This is a genomic window from Streptomyces mirabilis, assembly GCF_039503195.1.
Classification (GTDB): domain Bacteria; phylum Actinomycetota; class Actinomycetes; order Streptomycetales; family Streptomycetaceae; genus Streptomyces; species Streptomyces mirabilis_D.
Map to the genome: position 1 here is coordinate 2,480,121 of NZ_JBCJKP010000001.1, position 21,980 is coordinate 2,502,100.

The 21,980-nt window shown below is 69.2% G+C and carries 23 protein-coding genes; 4 read left to right on the forward strand and 19 right to left on the reverse strand.

The window, feature by feature from the left end; translation table 11 throughout:
* Window positions 1-14: 14 nt before the first annotated feature.
* The 10 genes from tatC to AAFF41_RS11955 all read right to left on the reverse strand — a co-directional run bounded on the left by tatC (window position 15) and on the right by AAFF41_RS11955 (window position 8,526).
* Window positions 15-962, reverse strand: coding sequence for a twin-arginine translocase subunit TatC (tatC, locus tag AAFF41_RS11910; protein WP_319744897.1), 948 nt, complete (start codon window positions 960-962; stop codon window positions 15-17).
* 47 nt (window positions 963-1,009) lie between these two features.
* Window positions 1,010-1,294 carry a Sec-independent protein translocase subunit TatA gene (gene tatA / locus AAFF41_RS11915; RefSeq protein ID WP_319744895.1) on the reverse strand — a complete coding sequence of 95 codons (285 nt, stop codon included), beginning with the start codon at window positions 1,292-1,294 and terminating at the stop codon, window positions 1,010-1,012.
* Between the two features lie 259 nt (window positions 1,295-1,553).
* Window positions 1,554-1,748, reverse strand: a complete 195-nt coding sequence (locus tag AAFF41_RS11920; RefSeq protein ID WP_067365373.1) for a hypothetical protein — start codon at window positions 1,746-1,748, stop codon at window positions 1,554-1,556.
* Between the two features lie 10 nt (window positions 1,749-1,758).
* Entirely contained in the window at window positions 1,759-2,019 is a 261-nt protein-coding gene (locus AAFF41_RS11925; protein WP_054231214.1) for a hypothetical protein, read from the reverse strand.
* 113 nt (window positions 2,020-2,132) lie between these two features.
* Window positions 2,133-3,149 carry a helix-turn-helix transcriptional regulator gene (locus AAFF41_RS11930; RefSeq protein WP_319744893.1) on the reverse strand — a complete coding sequence of 339 codons (1,017 nt, stop codon included), beginning with the start codon at window positions 3,147-3,149 and terminating at the stop codon, window positions 2,133-2,135.
* A gap of 17 nt (window positions 3,150-3,166) precedes the next feature.
* Complete coding sequence (locus AAFF41_RS11935; RefSeq protein ID WP_319744891.1) at window positions 3,167-4,120, reverse strand: helix-turn-helix transcriptional regulator; 954 nt, start codon at window positions 4,118-4,120, stop codon at window positions 3,167-3,169.
* A gap of 197 nt (window positions 4,121-4,317) precedes the next feature.
* Window positions 4,318-4,689: an FKBP-type peptidyl-prolyl cis-trans isomerase gene (locus tag AAFF41_RS11940; RefSeq protein ID WP_054231171.1), complete on the reverse strand. Its 372-nt coding sequence runs from the start codon at window positions 4,687-4,689 to the stop codon at window positions 4,318-4,320.
* 69 nt (window positions 4,690-4,758) lie between these two features.
* Window positions 4,759-5,766 (reverse strand): FKBP-type peptidyl-prolyl cis-trans isomerase, encoded by a 1,008-nt coding sequence (locus AAFF41_RS11945; protein ID WP_319744888.1) that lies wholly within the window; start codon window positions 5,764-5,766, stop codon window positions 4,759-4,761.
* Window positions 5,767-5,895: 129 nt separating this feature from the next.
* Window positions 5,896-7,257 (reverse strand): Pup--protein ligase, encoded by a 1,362-nt coding sequence (gene pafA / locus AAFF41_RS11950; RefSeq protein WP_054231169.1) that lies wholly within the window; start codon window positions 7,255-7,257, stop codon window positions 5,896-5,898.
* Between the two features lie 9 nt (window positions 7,258-7,266).
* Window positions 7,267-8,526 carry an MFS transporter gene (locus AAFF41_RS11955; protein WP_343323940.1) on the reverse strand — a complete coding sequence of 420 codons (1,260 nt, stop codon included), beginning with the start codon at window positions 8,524-8,526 and terminating at the stop codon, window positions 7,267-7,269.
* A gap of 123 nt (window positions 8,527-8,649) precedes the next feature.
* On the opposite strand from AAFF41_RS11955, the gene AAFF41_RS11960 reads away from it, so the two are divergent.
* A complete protein-coding gene (locus AAFF41_RS11960) occupies window positions 8,650-9,666 on the forward strand; it encodes a LacI family DNA-binding transcriptional regulator (protein WP_343323941.1) in 1,017 nt (338 codons plus the stop codon).
* A 198-nt stretch (window positions 9,667-9,864) separates the two neighbouring features.
* Here AAFF41_RS11960 and prcA read toward each other — a convergent pair whose 3' ends face one another.
* The 6 genes from prcA to arc form a co-directional block, all read right to left on the reverse strand.
* The gene (gene prcA / locus AAFF41_RS11965; RefSeq protein ID WP_054231166.1) at window positions 9,865-10,611 is read right to left on the reverse strand and encodes a proteasome subunit alpha; all 747 of its coding nucleotides are present in this window, start codon (window positions 10,609-10,611) and stop codon (window positions 9,865-9,867) included.
* A 58-nt stretch (window positions 10,612-10,669) separates the two neighbouring features.
* The gene (gene prcB / locus AAFF41_RS11970) at window positions 10,670-11,515 is read right to left on the reverse strand and encodes a proteasome subunit beta (RefSeq protein ID WP_319744882.1); all 846 of its coding nucleotides are present in this window, start codon (window positions 11,513-11,515) and stop codon (window positions 10,670-10,672) included.
* Entirely contained in the window at window positions 11,467-11,979 is a 513-nt protein-coding gene (locus AAFF41_RS11975) for an endonuclease VII domain-containing protein (RefSeq protein WP_319744880.1), read from the reverse strand. Before AAFF41_RS11975 ends, prcB begins: the two co-directional genes overlap by 49 nt.
* 116 nt (window positions 11,980-12,095) lie before the next feature.
* Window positions 12,096-12,314, reverse strand: coding sequence for a ubiquitin-like protein Pup (locus tag AAFF41_RS11980; protein ID WP_319744878.1), 219 nt, complete (start codon window positions 12,312-12,314; stop codon window positions 12,096-12,098).
* A 166-nt stretch (window positions 12,315-12,480) separates the two neighbouring features.
* A complete protein-coding gene (dop, locus tag AAFF41_RS11985; RefSeq protein ID WP_343323942.1) occupies window positions 12,481-13,992 on the reverse strand; it encodes a depupylase/deamidase Dop in 1,512 nt (503 codons plus the stop codon).
* Between the two features lie 235 nt (window positions 13,993-14,227).
* The gene (arc, locus tag AAFF41_RS11990; RefSeq protein ID WP_319744876.1) at window positions 14,228-15,994 is read right to left on the reverse strand and encodes a proteasome ATPase; all 1,767 of its coding nucleotides are present in this window, start codon (window positions 15,992-15,994) and stop codon (window positions 14,228-14,230) included.
* A gap of 253 nt (window positions 15,995-16,247) precedes the next feature.
* Here arc and AAFF41_RS11995 point away from each other — a divergent pair, with 253 nt between their 5' ends.
* Window positions 16,248-16,553, forward strand: coding sequence for a ferredoxin (locus tag AAFF41_RS11995; protein ID WP_319744874.1), 306 nt, complete (start codon window positions 16,248-16,250; stop codon window positions 16,551-16,553).
* A 48-nt stretch (window positions 16,554-16,601) separates the two neighbouring features.
* Here the strand turns inward: AAFF41_RS11995 and AAFF41_RS12000 are convergent, their stop codons facing one another.
* The 3 genes from AAFF41_RS12000 to AAFF41_RS12010 form a co-directional block, all read right to left on the reverse strand.
* The gene (locus AAFF41_RS12000; protein WP_343323943.1) at window positions 16,602-17,180 is read right to left on the reverse strand and encodes a hypothetical protein; all 579 of its coding nucleotides are present in this window, start codon (window positions 17,178-17,180) and stop codon (window positions 16,602-16,604) included.
* A 265-nt stretch (window positions 17,181-17,445) separates the two neighbouring features.
* Window positions 17,446-18,348, reverse strand: a complete 903-nt coding sequence (locus tag AAFF41_RS12005; protein WP_054231160.1) for a tRNA (adenine-N1)-methyltransferase — start codon at window positions 18,346-18,348, stop codon at window positions 17,446-17,448.
* Between the two features lie 52 nt (window positions 18,349-18,400).
* Complete coding sequence (locus AAFF41_RS12010) at window positions 18,401-20,068, reverse strand: site-2 protease family protein (protein WP_415925825.1); 1,668 nt, start codon at window positions 20,066-20,068, stop codon at window positions 18,401-18,403.
* Window positions 20,069-20,216: 148 nt separating this feature from the next.
* Between AAFF41_RS12010 and AAFF41_RS12015 the strand changes: the two genes are divergently transcribed.
* Window positions 20,217-21,194: a RecB family exonuclease gene (locus AAFF41_RS12015; protein WP_319744870.1), complete on the forward strand. Its 978-nt coding sequence runs from the start codon at window positions 20,217-20,219 to the stop codon at window positions 21,192-21,194.
* Window positions 21,195-21,256: 62 nt separating this feature from the next.
* Window positions 21,257-21,931, forward strand: a complete 675-nt coding sequence (locus AAFF41_RS12020) for a response regulator (protein WP_054231158.1) — start codon at window positions 21,257-21,259, stop codon at window positions 21,929-21,931.
* The last annotated feature ends 49 nt before the right edge of the window (window positions 21,932-21,980 follow it).

Sequence of the window (21,980 nt, forward strand, 5' to 3'; positions counted from 1 at the left end):
ATCTCCGGCCTTCGTCAGGTCACGTCGTCATAACCGTTGACCCGGTCCGTGCCCGACTGCTCGGGCAGCGCGCGGTGCGCCGACACGCTCTCGACCTCGCCGATGTCCTCGGGCGTGAGGTCCAGGTCGGAGGCCTCGTCGTCCGCCGGACCCTCGGCCTCGCGGAGCCGCTTGCGCCGGTCGTTCATCAGCGAGAAGACGACGGCGCCGAAGTAGAGGACCCAGATGGGTACCGCGAGCGCCAGCATCGTCAGCGGGTCGGTGCTCGGCGTGGCGACGGCCGCGAAGACCGTGATGCCCATGATCATGGCGCGCCACCAGCCGAGCATGCGCCTGCCGGTCAGGATGCCGGTGAGGTTGAGCATGACCAGCAGCAGCGGCAGCTCGAAGGAGAGACCGAAGACGACCACCATGCGGGTGACGAGGTCGAGCAGATCGTCCAGCGGCAGCAGGTTGTTCACACCGTGCGGCGTGAAGGTGATCAGCACCTTCGCGGTGGTGGGCAGCACCTTGTAGGCGAAGAAGCCACCGGCGAAGAACAGCGGAACGCCCGTCCCGACGAACGCATACGCGTACTTCTTCTCGTTCTGGTGCAGACCGGGCGCGACGAACGCCCACAGCTGGTAGAGCCACACCGGCGAGGCGAAAGCGACGCCGGCCATCAACGAGACCTTCAACGCCAGGGTGAACGGGGCGAGCAGACCGTTGATCGTGATCTGCGCGCACTGCTTGCCCTTGGGCATCCTCGCCAGCTCGGCGAAGCTCGAAGGACACCCGACCGAGTCCAGCACCGGCTTGGTGAAGAAGTTGATGATGTCGTTGTAGTAGAAGGCGGCCACGACCGTGACGATGACGATGGCCAGCATCGCCTTCGCGAGCCGGTTGCGGAGCTCACGAAGGTGGTCCGCAAGGGGCATCCGTCCCTCGGGATCCTTCTCCTTCTTGCGGGCAGACTTGAGCAACCCACGTCCTCATCTCGTGCGGCGGACCGGAGGCGTCCGGCCCTGCGTCAGCGCTTGGTCGTGTCCGTCGGCTCGGTGACCGGGCGGGAGCTGGTCACATCGCCGGGCGCGGCCTGGATCGTGCGCTGAGCCGGGGTCTGCTCGTCGGTGCTGGGCGGACCGGCCGGGGCGGAGGTGCTGCCCTCGTCCTTCATCGCCTTGGCCTCGCTCTTCAGGATGCGCGCGGACTTGCCGAGGGAGCGCGCCATGTCCGGAAGCTTCTTCGCGCCGAACAGCAGGATGATGACGACGAGGATGAGAATGATCTCGGGAGCGCCGAGCCTTCCGAACATAAGTCTTTACCTTCTCACCGAGGCGGCTGGGTCGGGGTGCTGTCCGATCGGTCGGACATGTGCCCGAACGTCGTGATGACAGCGATCGTAACGCTCAGGGGTGAACGCGGGGCAATCCCTGTGCGTACTCCCAGTTCGCGGCCCGCGCCTCGTTCTCCGGACCGCGATCAGAAGCGTACCCGCCCTCACCGGCAACTTGACAGGTTCAAACGGCTCATTGCGTATACCTCGACGGACTCATACCGGGATCCCTGGAAGGTCATACGGCATCCACAGAACGCGCGACCCCCACGGCCGCCCGCTCCAGGTCGTCGGCCGCCTGGTTGATCCGGCGCGCGGAGTCCGTCACCTGCTTCCCCAGACGCTCCGCTTCCACGAAGACACGGACAGCGAGGACGCCGAGAACGGCGATTCCAAGAAAACCCACCACAATCGCGAACATCGGCCAGAACATGAGGTCGAGCCTAAGTCGTGGAGTGCAGACGCAGTGTGCGCACCCCGCCGCCGGTGAGGAGTTCGACGATGCGCTCGCCCGCGGGCTTGCGGACGGCCGAGCCGCACTCGGTGCAGGTGAAGGAGTAGAACGTGGTGCGGCTGGTGGCGCCGATGGCCAGCATCAGGGCGTTCGCTCTGAGCTCCAGAGCGGCCCGGCAGTCGGGGCAGCCGGCCTTGAACAGCACGTCGGCCACTCTCCGCATACCGGCGAACGCGGTGACGGCCGTCATCTCCGCCGCGCCCACGGACGCGCCGGCCCGCTCCGCGCCGCCCGCCTTCACCGACCCGCCGGTCCTCTGCGAGGTACCGGCCCTCCCCGACGCGCCCGACATCGCCGACGTGGTCAAAGCCCCTGCTCCTGCCTGTCGTACGGTCCGTCCTGATCGCCCTCGAGCCCGTCGTAGGCCGCGAGTGCCTCCCGAGCCGCCTCACGGGCGCTGTCCGCCAGCTCCGGCGGCGACACGATCCGTCCGTCCCGGCCCAGGCGCAGCGCCAGCCGTCGCAGCGACGCGGGGTCGGGGGTCCGCAAAGTAATACGCAGCCCGCCCTCCGGCAGCTCATCCGCGCTGTCGTGCGGGTAGTACTCCGCGACCCAGCGCCCGCCCGGCCCGACCTCGACGACCACCTCCGGATCCTCGGCCGCGGGCTGCACCAGCCCCTCGGAGAGGTCCCGCAGTTCGATCTCGGGCGGCGCGGACGGCTCGTCGAGGATGCGGATCTCGGCGACCCGGTCGAGCCGGAAGGTGCGGCGCGCCTCGGAGCGGCGGCACCAGGCCTCCACGTACGTGTGCCCGACGCTGACCAGGCGGATCGGGTCGATCTCGCGCTCGGTGAGTTCGTCACGCGAGGGCGAGTAGTAGCGGATCCACAGCCGGCGCCGCTCGGAGATCGCCCGGTCGACGTCCGCGAAGACCCCGCCCTCGGACTCGAAGGTCACCGAGAGGCGGGAGCTGGCGGCCGCCGCCTCGCCCGAGGCGGCCTCCACCTTGGCGGTGGCGCGCAGCAGCGCCTGCCGGTCGCCCTCACGCAGCCCGGGCAGCGTGGAGACCGCGCGGGCGGCCACCAGGAGCGCGGTCGCCTCGTCCGCGGCGATACGGAGGGGTTCGGCGACGAGGTCGGGGTTGTGCCACCAGATGCGGTCGCCGTCGGTGTCGATGTCGAGGAGGTCACCGCCGCGGAAGCTGGTCCCGCACAGCGGCAGCACGTCGAGGTCGGAGATCAGCTCGTCCTCGGTGATCCCGAAGGCCCGGGCGACATCACCGACGCGCGCGCCGGGGCGCTCGCGCAGATAGGTCACCAGGGACAGCATCCGCCGGGTCTGGTCGATCGCGTTCGTGGGCCTGGCCGTTTTTCCTGCCACGTTCTCTACGTTCCCCCTCAGCCCTTGGCCACGGCGCGCAGCCGGTCCACTACATCGGCCCGCAGCTCGGCGGGCTCCAGGACCACCACGTCGGGCCCGAACTCGACGAGCCAGGCGTCCAGGCCGTGTCCGTACGGGATCTCCAACTCGTCCCAGCCGTCGCCGAGTTCCCGTACGGAGACCGCTTTGGCCCGCAGCGGGTAGCCGGAGCCGGTGCGCAGCCGGATCAGCGCGGAGCGGTCGGCGATCTCGCCCGCCCAGCTCGCCACGGTCTCCCGCACGGTGACGACGTCGGGCACCTCGGCGGTGTACCGCCCGGCGCGGGAGCGGACCCTGCCGGTGATCCGCGAGAGCCTGAAGACGCGCTCGGCGCCGCGGTCGCGGTCCCAGCCCGCCAGGTACCAGTGGCCGCGCCAGCACTCCAGCGCCCACGGCTCGACCTGCCGGGTCTCGGGGTGCGCGGCGGTGGCCTTGCGGTAGTCGAAGACGACCGGGCGGCGGTCGCGGCAGGCCAGCATCAGCGGCTCGAAGGCCGCCTCGTGCACGGGGATGTGCGGTTCGAGGGCGCTATGCGCCTCGTAGGGGTCGAAGTCCTCGGGCAGCCCGGCGGCGCGCAGCTTCTGCAACGCACCGCTCGCCGCGCCGGCCAGCCGGGCCTGCTGCCAGACCTTGGCGGCGAGGCCGAGGGCGGCGGCCTCCTCGGCGTCGAGGGTGATGGGCGGCAGGCGGTTGCTGTCGCGGCGGGCGAGATAGCCGACCTCGCCGTCGAGGTTCTCCACCGTCTCGATGACCAGGCCAAGCTCGCGCAGATCGTCCTTGTCGCGCTCGAACATCCGGTTGAAGGAGTCGTCCGACCCGGCTTCCAGATAGGCCTCGATGGACTCGCGGAGTTCGCGCTTGCTGAGCGGCCGCCGCGTCCCGAGCAGACACAGCGCGAGGTTCATCAGCCGCTCGGCCTTGGCAATGGCCATCGACGCCCTTCCTATGGTGCTTCCGACCGTTGACCGTACCGCTCCGAAGTGCCCCGGCAAAAGCCGAGGGCCCATGCCCGGACAGGCATGGGCCCCAGGTGATCGGCTTCGGACGAATCCCGATCACAGAGCGTACGAAGATCGGGCGGGAACCCGGCCTTCATGATGATCGGATCAAGACCCGATCCCGCTGTGGATCAGACCGCGACCAGGTCGCAGACGAAGATCAGCGTCTCGCCGGGGCCGATTCGGCCACCGGCGCCACGGTCGCCGTACGCGAGGTGCGCCGGGATGACCAGCTGGCGACGGCCGCCGACCTTCATGCCCTGCACACCCTGGTCCCAGCCGCTGATGACCTGACCGACACCGAGCTGGAACTCCAGCGGTGCGCCGCGGTTCCAGGAGGCGTCGAACTCCTCGCCGGTGGAGAACGCCACGCCCACGTAGTGGACCTTGACGAAGTCGCCGGCCTTGGCGACCTGGCCTTCGCCTTCCCAGATGTCCTTGATCTCGAGGTCCGCCGGGGGCTCGCCGCCCGGGAAGTCGATCTCGGGCTTCTCGATGCTCACGTCTCTAGCTCCTGCTTGTTCGCGTAAAGGCCTTAAAGCAACACCGACAGTCTCACATCCCGCAAGGCGTTACATCTTGGCCAGGATGTCCACCGAGAACACCAGGGTGGAGTCCTTCTTGATGCCACTGCCGCTCGGCGGGTTGTTGCCGTAGCCCAGCGCCGGCGGAATGACGATGAGGACGCGGCTGCCCACCTTCTTGCCGGTCAGTCCCTGCGCCCAGCCCTTGACGACCTGCTGCAGCGAGAACGACGCCAGCCGGCCGCTGCTGTACGTCGAGTCGAACTCCTTGCCGGTGTCCCAGAGCACGCCCTTGTACTGCACCAGGACGCTGCTGTCCGCCTTGACCTCGTCCCCGTCGCCCTCGAGGACGTAGTTCGCCACGAGCTTCGTCGGGGCCGTCGCCTTCGGCACGTCGATGGAGGGGGCCTTGCCGTCGGTGTTGGTGCCGACCTTCGGGAGGGCGGCGTCGCTCTGCGCGACCTCCTTGCCCTGGGCGGAGCTCTTCGCGTTGAAGGTGTTCTCGATGTCGACGACGAACACCAGCGTGTCGGTGCCCTTGATGCCCGCCTGCGTGTTGCCCTGCGGGCCGTAGCCCCAGGTGGGCGGCACGGACATCTCGACGCGGCTGCCGACCTTCTTGCCCACCAGGGCATAGCGCCAGCCGTCGATGATGCCGCCCTGCGCGAGCTGGATGAGCAGCGGCGTCTTGCGGTCGTAGGAGTTGTCGAAGACCTTGGCGGTGTCCCAGATCTGGCCGAGGTAGTTGGCCTGGATGTAGTCGTTCTCCGCGACCGTCTTGCCGCCGCCCGCGATGACCGTCTTGACCGCCAGGTCCTTCGACGGGGAGCCGCTGCCCTTGGCCACGGTCGGCTTCTCACCGAACTTCGCCCCGGCCGTGATCGCCGGCAGCGGACCGTCGACGATCTTCGGCGGCGGCGCCGCCGAGGCGGACGCGGGGGCCGACGGGGACGGGCTGCTGGTACTGGACTTGGCCTTGCCCGACTTGTCGTCACCGCATCCGGCGAGCGTGACCAGTCCGGCGGGTACGGCAATCATGAGGGAGCGTCGGCGCACGGTGAGGGCCTCGTATCGATCGATCTTGGTTGATGGCGTGCGCGCAACTCTACGACGTGAGAAGGGCGCCGTACGGAAAACGTACGGCGCCCCGCGTTGCGTTCCGCCCTCACACCCGGAACTCAGCGCTCACATTCCCGCGATCAGCTTCTCCACCCGGTCGTCGACCGAACGGAACGGGTCCTTGCACAACACCGTGCGTTGTGCCTGGTCGTTGAGCTTGAGGTGGACCCAGTCGACGGTGAAATCGCGTCGCTGCTCCTGAGCGCGCCGGATGAAGTCGCCGCGCAGCCGGGCCCGAGTGGTCTGCGGCGGCACGGACTTGCCTTCGAAGATCTTCAAATCGTTGCAGATCCGGGTGGCTTGTCCCTTCCTCTCCAGGAGGTAGTACAGACCACGACGCCGGTGGATGTCGTGATATGCGAGGTCTATCTGCGCGACCCGGGGATGCGACATCGTCATGTTGTGCTTGGCCCGGTACCGCTCGATGAGCTTGTACTTCATCACCCAGTCGATTTCGGTACCGATCCGGTCGAGGTCCTCGGCCTCGATCGCGTCGAGCGTGCGGCCCCACAGTTCGAGCACCTGCTCGACCGTGCCGGTGCGGATGCCGCGGCGCTCGCAGAAGTCCACGGCCTTCTCGAAGTACTCCCGCTGCACTTCCAGCGCGGAGGCCTCCCGGCCGCTGGCCAGACGCACCTTGCGCCGGCCCGTGATGTCGTGACTGACCTCACGGATCGCCCGAATGGGGTTCTCCAGGGTGAGGTCGCGCATGACCGTACCGGCCTCGATCATGCGCAGTACCAGGTCGGTGGCGCCGACCTTGAGGAGCATCGTCGTCTCGGACATGTTCGAGTCACCGACGATGACGTGCAGCCGCCGGTAGCGCTCGGCGTCGGCGTGCGGTTCGTCGCGGGTGTTGATGATCGGCCGGGAGCGGGTCGTCGCCGAGCTGACGCCCTCCCAGATGTGCTCGGCGCGCTGGCTCACGCAGTACACGGCGCCGCGCGGAGTCTGCAGCACCTTGCCGGCACCGCACAGCAGCTGCCGGGTGACCAGGAAGGGAATGAGAATGTCCGCGAGCCGGGAGAACTCCCCGTGCCGGGCCACCAGATAGTTCTCGTGGCACCCGTAGGAGTTGCCCGCCGAGTCGGTGTTGTTCTTGAACAGATAGACGTCGCCCGCGATTCCTTCCTCGTGCAGGCGTCGTTCGGCGTCGACCAGGAGTCCTTCGAGAATGCGCTCGCCGGCCTTGTCGTGGGTGACGAGTTCCGTCACGTTGTCACATTCGGGTGTCGCGTATTCCGGATGTGATCCCACGTCGAGATAGAGGCGGGCACCGTTCCGCAGAAAGACATTGCTGCTGCGGCCCCATGACACGACACGGCGGAAGAGGTACCGCGCCACCTCGTCGGGAGACAGGCGGCGCTGTCCCCTGAACGTACACGTGACGCCGTACTCGTTCTCCAGCCCGAAAATGCGGCGGTCCATGACTGAACATTACGCCCGATCCCCCGAGCTGAAACGGGGTTCGACGGCACGGTTTGGATCATTTTCCGATGAGACCGCAACGACCGCACCGTCCCCGGTAGCTGCGAGGACCCGCCCCGTGGCCAGCAGAACCACCAGTGCGGCGGCACCCGCGACACCCGGCAGGGCGAAGCCCCACACCGCCCCGCCCCACTCGACGACCGGGCCCGCGAGGCCCGTTCCGACCGACGCGCCCACGGTGAACGTCGTCACAAGCCAGGAGAACGCCTCGGTGACGGTGCCCTTCGGCGCGTGCCGGTCGACGATGATGAAGGCGCAGGCGATGCAGGGCGCCAGGAAGACCCCGGCGAGCGCCGCGAGGGCCGTCATGGCGACCACGCCCGGCATCAGCACGAGTGGCAGATAACACACCGCCAGAAGGGCGACCAGCACCCGCAGTCGCCGCTCGGGCGCGCCACTCCACCGCCGCGCCCCGTACGCCGTCCCACCGACGAGGGCCCCGAGCCCCACGGCCGCCATCAGCCAGCCGTACACCGCGTCGCCGCCGTGGTCGTCGGCGTACGACACCGCGGCGACCGTGATCGAGCCGAGCGCGATCCCCACGAACAGGAACGCGCCGAGCAGCGCCAGCAGCCCGGGGGAACGCAACGCGCCGAGCCAGTGCGCCTCGCGCGGTGCCGAACGCCACGCGCGCGAGGGTGGCGAGAGGACCACGGAGAGGGCGCCCAGCACCCCGACGACGTTCAGGATCAGCAGCGCCGCCCGGGCGGACCAGAGCGAGGCACACAGGGTCAGCAGCAACGGTCCGACGGTGAACATGACTTCCTGCGCCACGGCGTCCATCGCGTACGCGGTGTGCACCTGCTCCTCCCGGCGCAGCACGGAGGGCCACAACGCCCGCAGACCGCCCTCCAGGGGCGGCGTGAAGAGCCCGGCGACGACCATCGAGAGGTACGCCACCGGCAGCGGGTCGGTGCCCGAGAAGGCGAAGACGCCCATCCCGAGGGCCGAGACGAGCGCGGCCGGCAACTGGACACGCGGCTGCCCGTACAGATCCACGAGCCGCCCGAGCAGCGGCTGCCCCACGGCATTGCCCACCCCGTACACGGCCGCCAGCGCACCGGCCAGGCTGTACGTCCCGCCCTCCGCCCGGACGAAGAGCACGACGGCGATGGCCGCGGTGGCGTTCGGCAGCCGCCCGGTGAGCGTGCCGGCGAGCAGCCGTGCGGCGTGCCTCGCCCTGAGGATCTCCAGGTATCCCGCGGCCATGTCATGCCCTTCCGGTAACGCGTGACGCCCGATGGTCATGCACACGAGGTTTTACGTATAACGCCCTGGGTCATACGTACCATGTGCCCAGTCCGCGAGTCCAGACGAAGGAGCAGGTCGCCGGTGGCACGAGGTAGCACCCGCCCGACGAGCCGTGACGTCGCCCAGGCCGCCGGGGTGTCCCAGGCCGCGGTCTCCCTCGTGCTGGCCGACAAGTGGCGCGGCCGGGTCTCCGAGACGACCGCGGAACGTGTCCGCGAGGCCGCTCAGGAGCTCGGCTACCGCCCGAACCTGGCCGCCCGCAACCTGCGCCTGGGCCGCACCCGTACGGTCCTCCTGGTGGTCCCGGCACTGACCACCGAGTTCTTCGCCGGGGTCTACACCGGCGCGGCCCGCGTCGCGGCGGAACACGGCTTCGGCGTGGTTCTGTACCCCTCCCCCGAAGGCATCGGCCCCGCGCGTGACCCGTTCGGCTCCGCGGCTGCCGCCCTGGACGGCGTCATCGCCTCCTCCATGGCCGCGGACGCCCTGACCGCCATCCGGGGTGACCAGCTCCCCCTGGTGATGCTCGACAGCGACCCTGAGGGCAGCCTGGGCGCGGCGACCGTCAACCTCGACATCACGGACGGCGTACGACAGGTGGCCGAGCACCTCCTGTCCCTGGGCCACCGCCGTTTCCTCCATCTGGCGGCGGACATCCCGTCCTGGACCTTCGAGGTACGCGCCCGGGAACTGGCCGAGCGCCTGTCCGAGGTCCCCGGCACGGACCTCCGCACGACCCGGGCCCCGATCTCCATCGAGGACGCGGTGGCCGCCGCGGGATCGGCCCTCGCCGCCCCCGGCCCCCGCCCCACCGCCCTGGTCTGCGACGACGACAAACTGGCGGCAGGCGCCTACAAGGCCGCCCGCCGCCTGGGCCTGCGCATCCCCGAGGATCTCTCCGTCACGGGCCTGGACGACCTGGCCCTGGCCCAGGCCATCGACCCGGAGCTGACCACCGTCCGCCTGGACGCGGAGCGCTTCGGCGAACGCGGCATGGAAGCCCTCCTGGCCGTCCTGGACGGCCGAACACCCCCCGTGGGCGACATCCCGGTGCACCTGGTCGTACGAGGCTCCACAGCCCCACCAGGCGCCCCCTAGACCACCCACCCCGCGCGCCCGCGGCCCCCGGCCGACGCACGAAAGGGGCCGTGCCGGTACATCAAGGCCCGTCGCTCACGTCCGGATCTGGAAACGACTCCCCATGGGGCAACGTCCGATCCGGCGGCGACGGGCTGATGTACCGGCACGGCCCCGCCCCACCCACCGGCATCCGGCGGGCGGGGCGAAGACGAACGGTCACTCCTCGTCTTCGGCGTCCTCGGCCTCCGTGGCGGTCTCCGCGCCGCCCTCCTCCAGCAGCCGGCCCAGCTGACGCCCGACGATCCGCCTGAACTTGCGCTGCTGCGGGCGCGTACGGTCCAGGACCGCGACCTCCAGGCGCTCCGCGGGGATCTCCCGCTCGCCCCCGTTCGGCTCCCGCGACAGCGACTGCACGGCCAGCTTCAGCGCCTCCGCCAGCGACATCCCGTCCTGGTGGCGCTGGTCCAGGTAACTGCTGATCTGCTCGGCATTGCCACCCACCGCGACGGACCCGTGCTCGTCCACGATGGACCCGTCGTGCGGCAGCCGATAGATCTGGTCGCCTTCGGGGGTCTCCCCCACCTCGGCGACGACGAGCTCCACCTCGTACGGCTTCTCGGCGGCCGAGGAGAAGATCGTGCCCAGCGTCTGTGCGTACACATTCGCCAGACCCCGGGCGGTCACATCATCACGGTCATAGGTGTAACCCCGCAGATCGGCATAGCGCACGCCGCCGATCCGCAGGTTCTCGTATTCGTTGTACTTGCCGGCGGCCGCGAAGCCGATCCGGTCGTAGATCTCGCTGAACTTGTGCAGGGCACGGGACGGGTTCTCGCCGACGAACACAATGCCGTCGGCGTACTGCAGCACAACGAGGCTGCGACCGCGGGCGATGCCCTTACGGGCGTATTCCGCCCGGTCGGCCATGGCCTGCTGGGGTGAGACATAGAACGGCGTCGACACCGGTTATCCGTCCCTTTCTGTCGAAGTCACTGGGTCACCTTGGCAAAAGGAGCCGGGCTCAGAGCAGCGCGGCCCGCGGACCGTCCGGCTGCTCCAGACGCCGCTCCAGAATCGCGCGGGCGATGTCGGAGGACTCGCCGTCGGTGAGCCTGCGGAAGCCGTCCTCGGTGATCACGGTGACGATCGGGTAGATCCGGCGGGCGACGTCGGGACCACCGGTCGCCGAGTCGTCGTCGGCCGCGTCGTACAGCGCCTGGATGACGAGGGTCGTGGCCTGCTCTTCGGTCAGGTCCTCGCGGTAGAGCTTCTTCATGGCACCGCGCGCGAAGATCGAGCCGGAGCCGGTGGAGGCGTAGCCCTGCTCCTCGGAGCGGCCTCCGGTGACGTCGTAGGAGAAGATGCGGCCCTTGTCGCGGTCCACGTCGAAACCCGCGAAGAGAGGGACCACGGCGAGGCCCTGCATGGCCATGCCGAGGTTGGAACGGATCATGGTGGAGAGCCGGTTCGCCTTGCCCTCCAGGGAGAGCGTGGTGCCCTCCACCTTCTCGAAGTGCTCCAGCTCCAGCTGGAACAGCTTGACCATCTCGACGGCCAGACCGGCCGTACCGGCGATGCCCACCGCCGAGTACTCGTCGGCCGGGAAGACCTTCTCGATGTCGCGCTGGGCGATCATGTTGCCCATGGTGGCCCGGCGGTCGCCGGCGAGGACCACTCCGCCGGGGAACGTGACGGCGACGATGGTCGTGCCGTGCGGGGCCTCGATCACGCCCTGGATGGGCGGCAGCTGCCGCTTGCCCGGCAGCATCTCCGGCTGATGCTCGGACAGGAAGTCCATGAAGGACGACGACCCGGGCGTCAGGAAGGCAGCCGGTAGACGCCCGGTGCTACGAGTGTTGGCTTCCACGGGGATCCTTCCAAGTAGGCGGCAGCCCGACGAACAGCGTCGGGATCATCTCCCAACTTGCCGATGGCCGAATTGCAGTTGAAGCACAGTACGCCACGGACCCTACCCGTCTCGTGGCAGTGATCCACATGAACTGCAGGAGCTTTCAAACAGATCACACAGAGCCCCATTTGAGAGGCGATCATCTCGTCCCGTTCGGCTTCGGTCATGCCTAGTGGCGCTTGAGGTGACCTTCTCGCCCCCCGGATGGCCTCGCACGCTTTGCAGCACGTCGCAAGGCCATCCGATGCGGTGGCATTGCGATGCCACTCGCTATGGGGCTTGATCTCGCCACAGCCCCGACAGAGTTTGTGCCCCTCGGGCACGTCCACTGGAGGCCGGACGTTCCACCCCTTGGCGAACTGCCGCTCCTGGTGATGCGCCGCAGCACACGCGCGACGATGAGCTTGAAGTCCGTCGCGCATCGACTTGTTACTCGCGAAGGCCGTCCGCGGTTTGCACTCCTTACACCGCGAACAGCGCTTCACGGTGCGGCCCTCCGACACCTAAAGGCCACCGGACCTTCGATTCAAAGGTAGGGTCACTCCCCACCCTTCTGAACGAAGCTTCGCACGAAGTCCTCGGCGTTCTCCTCCAAGACGTCGTCGATTTCGTCCAGAACCGAGTCGACGTCGTCGCTCAGCTTCTCCTGGCGTTCCTTGAGGTCGTCCGTCACCTGCGCGTCCTGCGCCTGCTCCTCGACCTCCTCGGTGGAACGCGTCGCCTTCTGCTGTCCGCCGCCGGTGTCCTTGGTCGCCATAACCCTCACCCCGCTCGGTTCGACGTTCTTGATCAGACCCTACAAGCAGGGTCCGACATCGGCCCCGCAGTTGCTACAACGTCCGGGAGCCACCTCGATGATTCCCGGACGTCGCGTCTTTCCACCCCGTTGTGCCGCCCGGGCTCCGATGCCCCTGGCGGCCCGGTCAGCCGCCCGACAGGACCCTGACCAGGTCTTCCGCCGTACGGCAGCGGTCGAGGAGCTCCTTGACGTGATTACGCGTTCCGCGAAGCGGCTCCAGGGTTGGGACGCGCTGGAGCGAGTCCCGGCCCGGCAGATCGAAGATCACCGAGTCCCAGGAGGCCGCCGCCACATCGTCCGCGTACTGCTCCAGACAGCGCCCGCGGAAGTACGCGCGGGTGTCCTCGGGCGGCTTCGTACGGGCCCGCTCGACGTCCCGCTCGTCCAGGAGCCGCTTCATCTTGCCGCGCGCCGCCAGACGGTTGTACAGGCCCTTCTCGGCCCGTACGTCGGCGTACTGGAGGTCGACCAGATGCAGCCGTGCCGCGTCCCAGTCGAGGCCGTCACGGCGCCGGTAGCCCTCCATGAGCTCCCGCTTGGCGACCCAGTCGAGCTCCCCCGAGAGGCTCATCGGGTCGTTCTCCAGGCGGTTGAGAGTGTCCTCCCAGCGGGCCAGGACGTCCTTGGTCTGGTCGTCGGCGTCCGCCCCGAAGCGTTCCTCCACGTATTTGCGCGACAGCTCGAAGTACTCCATCTGGAGCTGCACCGCGGTCAGCGTGCGTCCGCTGCGCAGCGTGACGAGCCGCTTCAGCGTGGGGTCGTGCGAGACCTGGTGCAGCGTGCGCACGGGCTGGTCGACGGCCAGGTCGACGGCGATGAAGCCGTCCTCGATCATGGACAGGACCAGTGCAGTCGTGCCCAGCTTGAGATAGGTCGAGATCTCCGACAGGTTCGCGTCACCGATGATCACGTGCAGCCTGCGGTACTTCTCGGCGTCCGCGTGCGGCTCGTCGCGGGTGTTGATGATGGGGCGCTTGAGCGTGGTCTCGAGGCCCACCTCGACCTCGAAGTAGTCCGCGCGCTGACTGAGCTGGAAGCCGTGCTCGTGCCCGTCCTGACCGATACCGACGCGGCCCGCTCCGGTGACGACCTGGCGTGAGACGAAGAACGGCGTGAGGTGGCGCACGATGTCCGAGAAGGGGGTCTCCCGCTTCATCAGGTAGTTCTCGTGCGTGCCGTACGAGGCGCCCTTGTTGTCGGTGTTGTTCTTGTAGAGGTGGATCGGCTGGGCGCCGGGGAGCTGGGCCGCGCGCTCCGCGGCCTCCGCCATGATGCGCTCGCCGGCCTTGTCCCACAGGACGGCGTCCCACGGGTTGGTGACCTCGGGAGCGCTGTACTCCGGGTGCGCGTGGTCCACGTACAGCCGTGCGCCATTGGTGAGGATGACATTGGCCAGGCCGATGTCCTCGTCGGTGAGCTGGCTGGAGTCGGCGGCCTCGCGGGCGAGGTCGAAGCCTCGCGCGTCCCGCAGCGGGTTCTCCTCCTCGAAATCCCAGCGGGCGCGGCGCGCCCGGTGCATCGCCGCCGCGTACGCGTTGACGATCTGGGACGAGGTGAGCATGGCATTGGCGTTGGGGTGGCCGGGGACGGAGATCCCGTACTCCGTCTCGATGCCCATTACTCGCCGTACGGTCATGCGGCCCTCCTTGCCCGGCGGCGCCCTCGGTCGGGGGCGCTGCTCAAGTACCGCTGGTGCTCCGGTGCGTGTGCGGTGCCCGTCCCCGCAACGCGCGACTCGGCGGTACGAAAGAGCCTAGAACGCCTCTGCGCTGGTGGGGAGATCATTTGCGTCATTGCTCTGCTCCAGCCGTGGCCCCGAAAAGCAGTCGGCTGCGGGTACCCGTGGAGGGCACCCGCAGCCGCCCTGTCTTTTACAGGTACTGCCCGGTGTTCGCCACCGTGTCGATGGAGCGTCCGGTGTCCGCGCCCTGCTTTCCAGTGACGAGCGTACGGATGTAAACGATCCGTTCGCCCTTCTTTCCGGAGATTCGGGCCCAGTCGTCCGGGTTGGTGGTGTTCGGCAGGTCCTCGTTCTCCTTGAACTCGTCCACGCACGCCTGGAGGAGGTGGGAGACCCGAAGGCCCTTCTGGTTCTGCTCGAGGAAGGCCTTGATCGCTGCCTTCTTGGCGCGGCCGACGATGTTCTCGATCATGGCGCCCGAGTTGAAGTCCTTGAAGTACAGGACTTCCTTGTCGCCGTTGGCGTAGGTGACCTCGAGGAAGCGGTTTTCCTCGGACTCGGCGTACATCTGTTCCACGGCGGTCTGGATCATGCCGTGGACGGTGGCCGCCCGGTCCCCGCCGTGCTCTCCGAGGTCGTCGGAGTGCAGCGGGAGGCGTTGTGTGAGGTACTTGGCGAAGATGTCCTTGGCGGCCTCGGCGTCCGGGCGCTCGATCTTGATCTTCACATCGAGTCGTCCGGGGCGCAGGATCGCGGGGTCGATCATGTCCTCGCGGTTCGAGGCGCCGATCACGACCACGTTCTCCAGGCCTTCCACGCCGTCGATCTCGGCGAGCAGCTGGGGGACGATGGTGTTCTCCACGTCCGAGCTGACGCCCGATCCACGGGTGCGGAAGAGGGACTCCATCTCGTCGAAGAAGACGATGACGGGGGTGCCCTCGCTGGCCTTCTCACGAGCACGCTGGAAGACGAGGCGGATCTGCCGCTCGGTCTCGCCGACGTACTTGTTCAGGAGCTCGGGGCCCTTGATGTTGAGGAAGAAGCTCTTGCCGGTGGCCTGGCCGGTGACCTCGGCGACCTTCTTGGCCAGCGAGTTGGCGACCGCCTTGGCGATGAGCGTCTTGCCGCATCCGGGAGGCCCGTAGAGCAGCACACCCTTGGGCGGCCGCAGTTCGTGTTCCTTGAAGAGGTCGGGGTAGAGGTAGGGGAGCTCGACCGCGTCGCGGATCAGTTCGATCTGGTTTCCCAGGCCGCCGATCTGCTCGTAGCCGATGTCCGGGACCTCTTCGAGGACGAGTTCCTCGACCTCGCTCTTCGGGACAACTTCGTAGACATAGCCGGAACGGGGTTCGAGAAGGAGGGCGTCTCCGGGGCGGATGGTGACGTCCAGCAGCGGCTCGGCGAGCCGTACCACCCGTTCCTCGTCTGTGTGCCCCACCACGAGGGCGCGTTCGCCGTCCTCGAGGATCTCCTTGAGGGTGACGATGTCGCCGACGCTCTCGTACTCCATGGCCTCGACCACGTTGAGGGCTTCGTTGAGCATCACTTCCTGGCCGCGCCTGAGCTCTTCGAGCTCCACGCTGGGGCTGACGTTCACCCGGAGCTTGCGGCCCCCGGTGAAGATGTCCGCCGTGCCGTCCTCGTTCGCCGTGAGGAAGACACCGAAGCCGGCCGGTGGCTGTGCCAGCCGGTCGACCTCTTCCTTGAGGGCCACGATCTGGTCGCGGGCCTCACGGAGCGTGTTGGCGAGCCGCTCGTTCTGTGCGGACACGCCTGCCAGGTTGGTCTGCAGCTCGACGATCCGCTCTTCGAGAATCCTCGTGTGCCGCGGAGAGTCGGCGAGCTTGCGTCGCAGGACGGCGATCTCCTGCTCAAGGTAGGCAACCTGCCCGGCAGGGTCATCGGACCCTCGTCCCGGGCGGATGCCGCGGTTCATGTCGTCGTCGTGGGCTGCCACGGTCCTCACCTCCTCCAAGGGGAGCTGGACGCTTCCAGACCCTACCTGGGTGGGTGTCGATTGAAACCCCTAGATCACAAAGACTGTCGAGGTGTGTCCGATCTTCACCCTTGCGCTCTCCCTCACGCCAGGGGAATACCCACCGAACACGGTCGGGAAGCGGGCGGAGGTAGGGTCGACGTGTTCAACACCCGTCAGAGCTGGCCCGATTCCCCAGTCTTCGGATCGCTCGACGCAGGAAACGGCAGGAGAAATGACCGTGCAGCAGGAGGCCCCAGGCGACAGCGAGGCTCTCGAGGTCTGGATCGACCAGGATCTCTGTACCGGGGACGGTATCTGCGTCCAGTACGCGCCGGAGGTCTTCGAGCTGGACATCGACGGTCTGGCCTATGTGAAGAGCGCCCAGGACGAGCTCCTGCAGGCCCCGGGCGCCACAACGCCCGTACCGCTGACGCTTCTGCGGGATGTCGCCGACTCCGCGAAGGAGTGCCCGGGCGACTGCATCCACGTACGTCGAGTTTCGGACAGGGTCGAGGTCTACGGTCCCGACGCGGAGTGACCTGAAGGGCACTCCGCGTCACGAAATGTCTCTTTTCTCACATACTTCTCATGCGTTCTGCGCCCCGGAGGGTGTCGAGCGGATGAACGTGCCGTTCTTCCACTGCCACTTGGCCTGCTCCTTCACGTCCGGGCAGCAACTCGGCACGTCGGCAGAGGAGTAGCCGAGCAGGGTCGCCGTGACGGCGCTGTCACGCACCGCGAAGTCGGTGACGTCGAGGCGGTCCTTCGGGTCGACCAGGGTGGCCACGACACGGGGCTTCCTGGCTCCCGACCCGCCCTGCGTGAGGACGTAGACGCCGTTGGGCGGGGTGCCGATGCCCGCGTCGCAGCGGACGACGGCCACCGTCTCCGGGCTGCCGTCGCCGTCGAGGTCTCCGGACGCCTTCTTCTGCACGAGGACCTTGACGGGCCCGCACTCGATCGGGAACGTGACGCCCGCGGGGTCCGGGGGCGCCGTCGCGGCCGGGGCGGACTTGGCCTCGGGGCCGGGCTGGGCCGCCGTCGCGGAGCCGGGCTGGAGGACCGAGGAGAGGGCGACGACTCCGGCCAGCGCGGTGGCCGTGGCGAGCCAGTGGATGGGGCGGGTGTGGGTGTGTGCCAGTTCCGGGACGACGGATTGCTGCACTAGGAGCGTCTCCTGGGAGGGCCGTGACGGCGGGGGTGGAGTGGCCAGCATGGTGCCACACGTCACAGTGGGGGGAACGGCGGGGTCCGGACTTCTGGCGGCGCGTCATCGTGGCACGTCAACGGAAAGGGCTTGCGGCGGAGTTGCCCACCTGTTCCGCGGCCCCCGCGCGGGAACGCACCGCGGCCGAGCTCCGGAGTGCTTCCGGGAACTCGGCCACAGATGTGGTGCGTTGAGTACGTCGACGGCGTGCGCGTCGGTCGGGTCAGCGGCCTGAGCCGCCGTCGGCGTTCGGGCCGGAGTAGTCCTCGCCGTAGGCGCCCTTGGCGGGGCGGCGGCGGCGCATGGGCGGCTCGACGCCGTCCGCGAGGCGGCGGGCGGTGAGCAGGAAGCCGGTGTGGCCGATCATCCGGTGGTCCGGACGGACCGCGAGGCCCTCCACGTGCCAGTTGCGGATCATCGACTCCCACGCGGTCGGCTCGTTGAAGGAACCGATCTCGCGGATGGACTCGACGGTCCGTGCGAGCTGGGTGGTGGTGGCGACGTAGCAGCACAGGATGCCGCCGGGGACCAGCGCCTTGGAGACGGCCTCCAGGCACTCCCAGGGAGCGAGCATGTCGAGGATGACGCGGTCGACATCGGTGTCGGACAGGTTGTCCTGGAGGTCGCCGACGGTGAGCTGCCAGGCGGGGTGCGGGCCGCCGAAGTAGCGCTCCACGTTCTGCTGGGCGATCTCCGCGAAGTCCTCGCGGCGCTCGTAGGAGTGGAGCATGCCCTGGTCGCCGATGGCCCGCAGCAGGAAGCTGCTGAGCGAGCCCGAGCCCACACCCGCTTCCACGACGCGCGCGCCGGGGAAGATGTCGGCGAAGGCCAGGATCTGCCCCGCGTCCTTGGGGTAGACCACGGCGGCGCCGCGGGGCATGGACAGGACGTAGTCGGGGAGCAGGGGGCGCAGCGCGAGATAGGCGACGTTCCCCGTGGTGCGGACAACGCTGCCCTCGGGAGCGCCGATCAGCTCGTCGTGGGGGAAGGAACCCTTGTGGGTGTGGAAGTTCTTCCCGGCCTCGAGCGTGAACGTGTAGTGGCGGCCCTTGGGGTCGGTCAGCTGAACCTGGTCCCCGACCTTGAAGGGCCCGCGCCTGCGGGCGGCACCGGTCGGTTCGGACATGTGACCAGCCTACCGGTCCCCGCGCGGGGCGCCGACCACGTTCGGGCCGCGCTCAGGACGGGCGGGCCATCGCCTTGACGAAGGCTCGCTCGACGTCTGCCGCCGAGAGGACTCCGTAGATCTCGCCCGAGTCCTCCACCACCAGGTACTCGGTCGCCGGGGTGGCGCGGAGGGTGTCCAGGAGGGCCTCGCCGGCGAGCTCCGCGGAGACCCGCATGCCGTCGGTGAGGTCCTGGGCGAGGCCGCTGACGGCGACCCAGGGGCGGCGGTGCTCCGGTACGCCGACGATGGCGGCCTCGCGGACGAGGGAGAGCGGTTCGCCGTCGGCGTCCACGACGACCAGGGCGCGGGCGCCGGCTTCGTTGGCACGGCGCAGCGCCTCCGAGAGAGGGGTGCTGGTCTCGACCGGGACCGCGCGCCGGGTGAGCGAGCGGGCGCGCAGCTCGGGCAGGTGTTCGCGCAGACGGGCCATGCGGAGGCTGTTGCCGGCGCCGGTCCAGATGATCGCGGCGAGGATCGCGGCGAGCAGGGCGTCGGTGACCGTGTCCATGCCGCCGACGTGGTCCTGGGTGGCGCCGAGCGCTCCGGACTGGGTGAGCAGGGGCAGCCCGATCAGTACGGAGACGGCGAGGGCGCGGCCGACCCAGGCGGCGGCGATCGTGCCGCTCATCGGCCTGCCGGTGATCTTCCAGACGACGGCGCGGAGCATGCGGCCGCCGTCCAGGGGCAGGCCGGGGAGCAGGTTGAAGGCGGCCACGATGAGGTTGGAGATCATCAGGCCGGCCAGCAGCACGCCGGGGACCGTGCCGGGCTCGACGGCCAGCATGGCGAGGTAGAAGAGGCCCGAGAGGACGAGGGAGAGCAGTGGTCCGACGAAGGACAGCACGAACTCACGGCCCGGGGTCTCGGCCTCCTTCTCGATCTCCGAGACGCCGCCGAAGAACTGCAGCTGAATCCGGCGCACCGGCAGTTTGAAGCGCAGGGCGGCGACCGTGTGGGCCAGCTCGTGGACGAGGACGGAGGCATAGAAGGCGACCGCGAAGAAGAGGGACACGAGGTAGCGCAGGGCGCCGAGTTCGGGCAGCACGCGGTCGAGCTGGCCGCCGAACACCCAGGTGATCAGCGCGGCCACGAGGAACCAGCTGGGCGCCACGTACACGGGGACGCCGAACGGCCGCCCCATCAGCAGCCCGCCACCGGGCTCCCGGCCGCGTCGCGGGGGCTGCGCCTTGCCGGTACCGGTACCGGTGCCGGCGTGGGCAAGGGTTCGGGGGTGTTCGGGCTCGGGGTGCGGGTGGGCTTCGGCGGAGGGGCCGTGGGGCGCGTCCTGGGCGGACGGCCCGGCCTCGTCCGGGGAACCGGAACCGGCGGGTGCCCCGGCCTGGTCCGGGGAAGCGCCGGGCGCCTCGGCCCCGTCCTCGGCCCCGCTCGAAGGGTCGCTGTGCGTCGCGGCCCCGCGGTCGGAGTCGGTGGGGTCGTGGGGTCGGTCGGGGGACGGGGCGGCCTCGGAGGTGCCCGGGGCGGCCGTGGGTGGTGTCGGCCCGGTGGGGTGCTCGGGGCGCTCCGGTCCGGAGCGCGTGCCACCCGCGACCGGGGCCGAGGAGGCCCGCTGCTCCCCGTGGTGCTCGGTCGCTTCGTCGGTGCCGGACCGCGGCTGCCCGCTCCCGCCGCTCTCGTCCACGATGTCCCCTCGTTCGAAGCGTCTCCCGCTCCCGGTCATGCGGAGCAGGAGGGTCTGGGTCGATGGTATGCGTCCGTCGCGACGCGTTCCGCCCCGGCACCCCCTCTGTTTTCCGCTCCGTCGCACAAGCGCGCACAAGCCCCGACTGTGCACTCACTGTCAGTGGCGGGCCGTAAGGTCTGTGGACATGGAAACCAGCACCGGGGGCGCCGTGCCTCCCGAGCCGACCGAAGCCGTCACGGCCGAAGCCTCCGTGGCCGAGGCCGCCATGGCCGAAGCGACGGACGCGTCGGCGGTTCCCGCGGCCCGCCCGGCCCTGCCTCCGAGCTCGCTGTCGCCCTCACGGGCGGGCGACTTCATGCAGTGCCCGTTGCTCTACCGGTTCCGGGTGATCGACAGACTCCCCGAGAAGCCGAGCGAGGCGGCCACCCGCGGCACGCTGGTCCACGCGGTGCTGGAGCGCCTTTTCGACGCCCCGGCGGCGGAGCGGACGGCTCCGCGCGCCAAGGCGCTCATTCCGGGGCAGTGGGACCGGCTGCGCGAGACGCGGCCGGAGGTCGTGGAGCTGTTCGCCGACGATCCCGAGGGCGAGCGGTTGACGCGCTGGCTCGGCGAGGCCGAGCAGCTGGTGGAGCGCTGGTTCAGTCTTGAGGACCCGACGCGGCTGGAGCCCGCCGAGCGTGAGTTGTCCGTCGAGGCCCAACTCGACTCCGGGCTGAAGCTGCGCGGCATCATCGACCGCGTCGACGTGGCCCCGACGGGCGAGGTCCGGATCGTCGACTACAAGACGGGCAAGGCGCCGCGGCCGGAGTACGCCGAGGGCGCGCTGTTCCAGATGAAGTTCTACGCCCTGGTGGTGTGGCGGCTGAAGCAGGTGGTCCCGCGCCGGCTCCAGCTCGTCTACCTCGGCAGCGGCGACGTGGTGACGTACGACCCGATGATCGAGGACCTGGAGCGGGTCGAGCGCAAACTGCTCGCGCTGTGGGAGGCGATCCGGCAGGCTACCGAGACGGGCGACTGGCGACCGAGGCCCACCAAGCTCTGCGGCTGGTGCGACCACCAAGCGGTATGTCCGGAATTCGGTGGTACTCCCCCGCCCTACCCGCTGCCGGTCAGGGCGCCGGATTCCGCCGTCACCGAGCAGGGCAGAATGGGGCGGGACTAGGACCTGTCCGGCGCGTTTTCAGCTCCGGCCCGGTCCGCCGGACAGACTCCAAGGAGACTTGCGTGGCCATCCGCGTCCTACTGGTCGACGACCAGCCGCTGCTGCGTACCGGCTTCCGGATGATTCTGGAGGCGGAGCAGGACATCGCGGTCGTCGGCGAGGCCGGTGACGGTCTGCAGGCACTGGATCAGGTACGTGCGCTGCAGCCCGATGTGGTTCTGATGGACATCCGTATGCCGAGGATGGACGGGGTGGAGGCGACCCGGCAGATCACCGGGCCGGGGCGGGACGGACCGGCCAAGGTGCTCGTCCTGACGACCTTCGACCTCGACGAGTACGTGGTGGAGGCGCTGCGCGCCGGGGCCAGTGGCTTCCTCCTCAAGGACGCGCCGGCCAATGAGCTGGTGCAGGCGATCCGGGTGGTCGCGTCGGGCGAGGCGATGCTCGCGCCGAGCATCACCCGCCGGCTGCTCGACAAGTACGCGGGTCATCTGCCGTCGGGCGACGAGCCGGTGCCCGACACACTGCACACCCTGACCGAGCGGGAGGTCGAGGTGCTGAAGCTCGTGGCGCGCGGCCTGTCGAACGCGGAGATCGCCGCCGACCTGTTCGTCAGCGAGACCACCGTCAAGACGCATGTGGGCCACGTGCTCACGAAGTTGGGGCTGCGCGACCGGGTGCAGGCCGCGGTGTACGCGTACGAGAGCGGGTTGGTGCGCCCCGGCGCACAGCAGTAACCCCCGGACGCCGTCCACTCCCCCAGGAGTTCGGCCGAGGGTCCCAGGA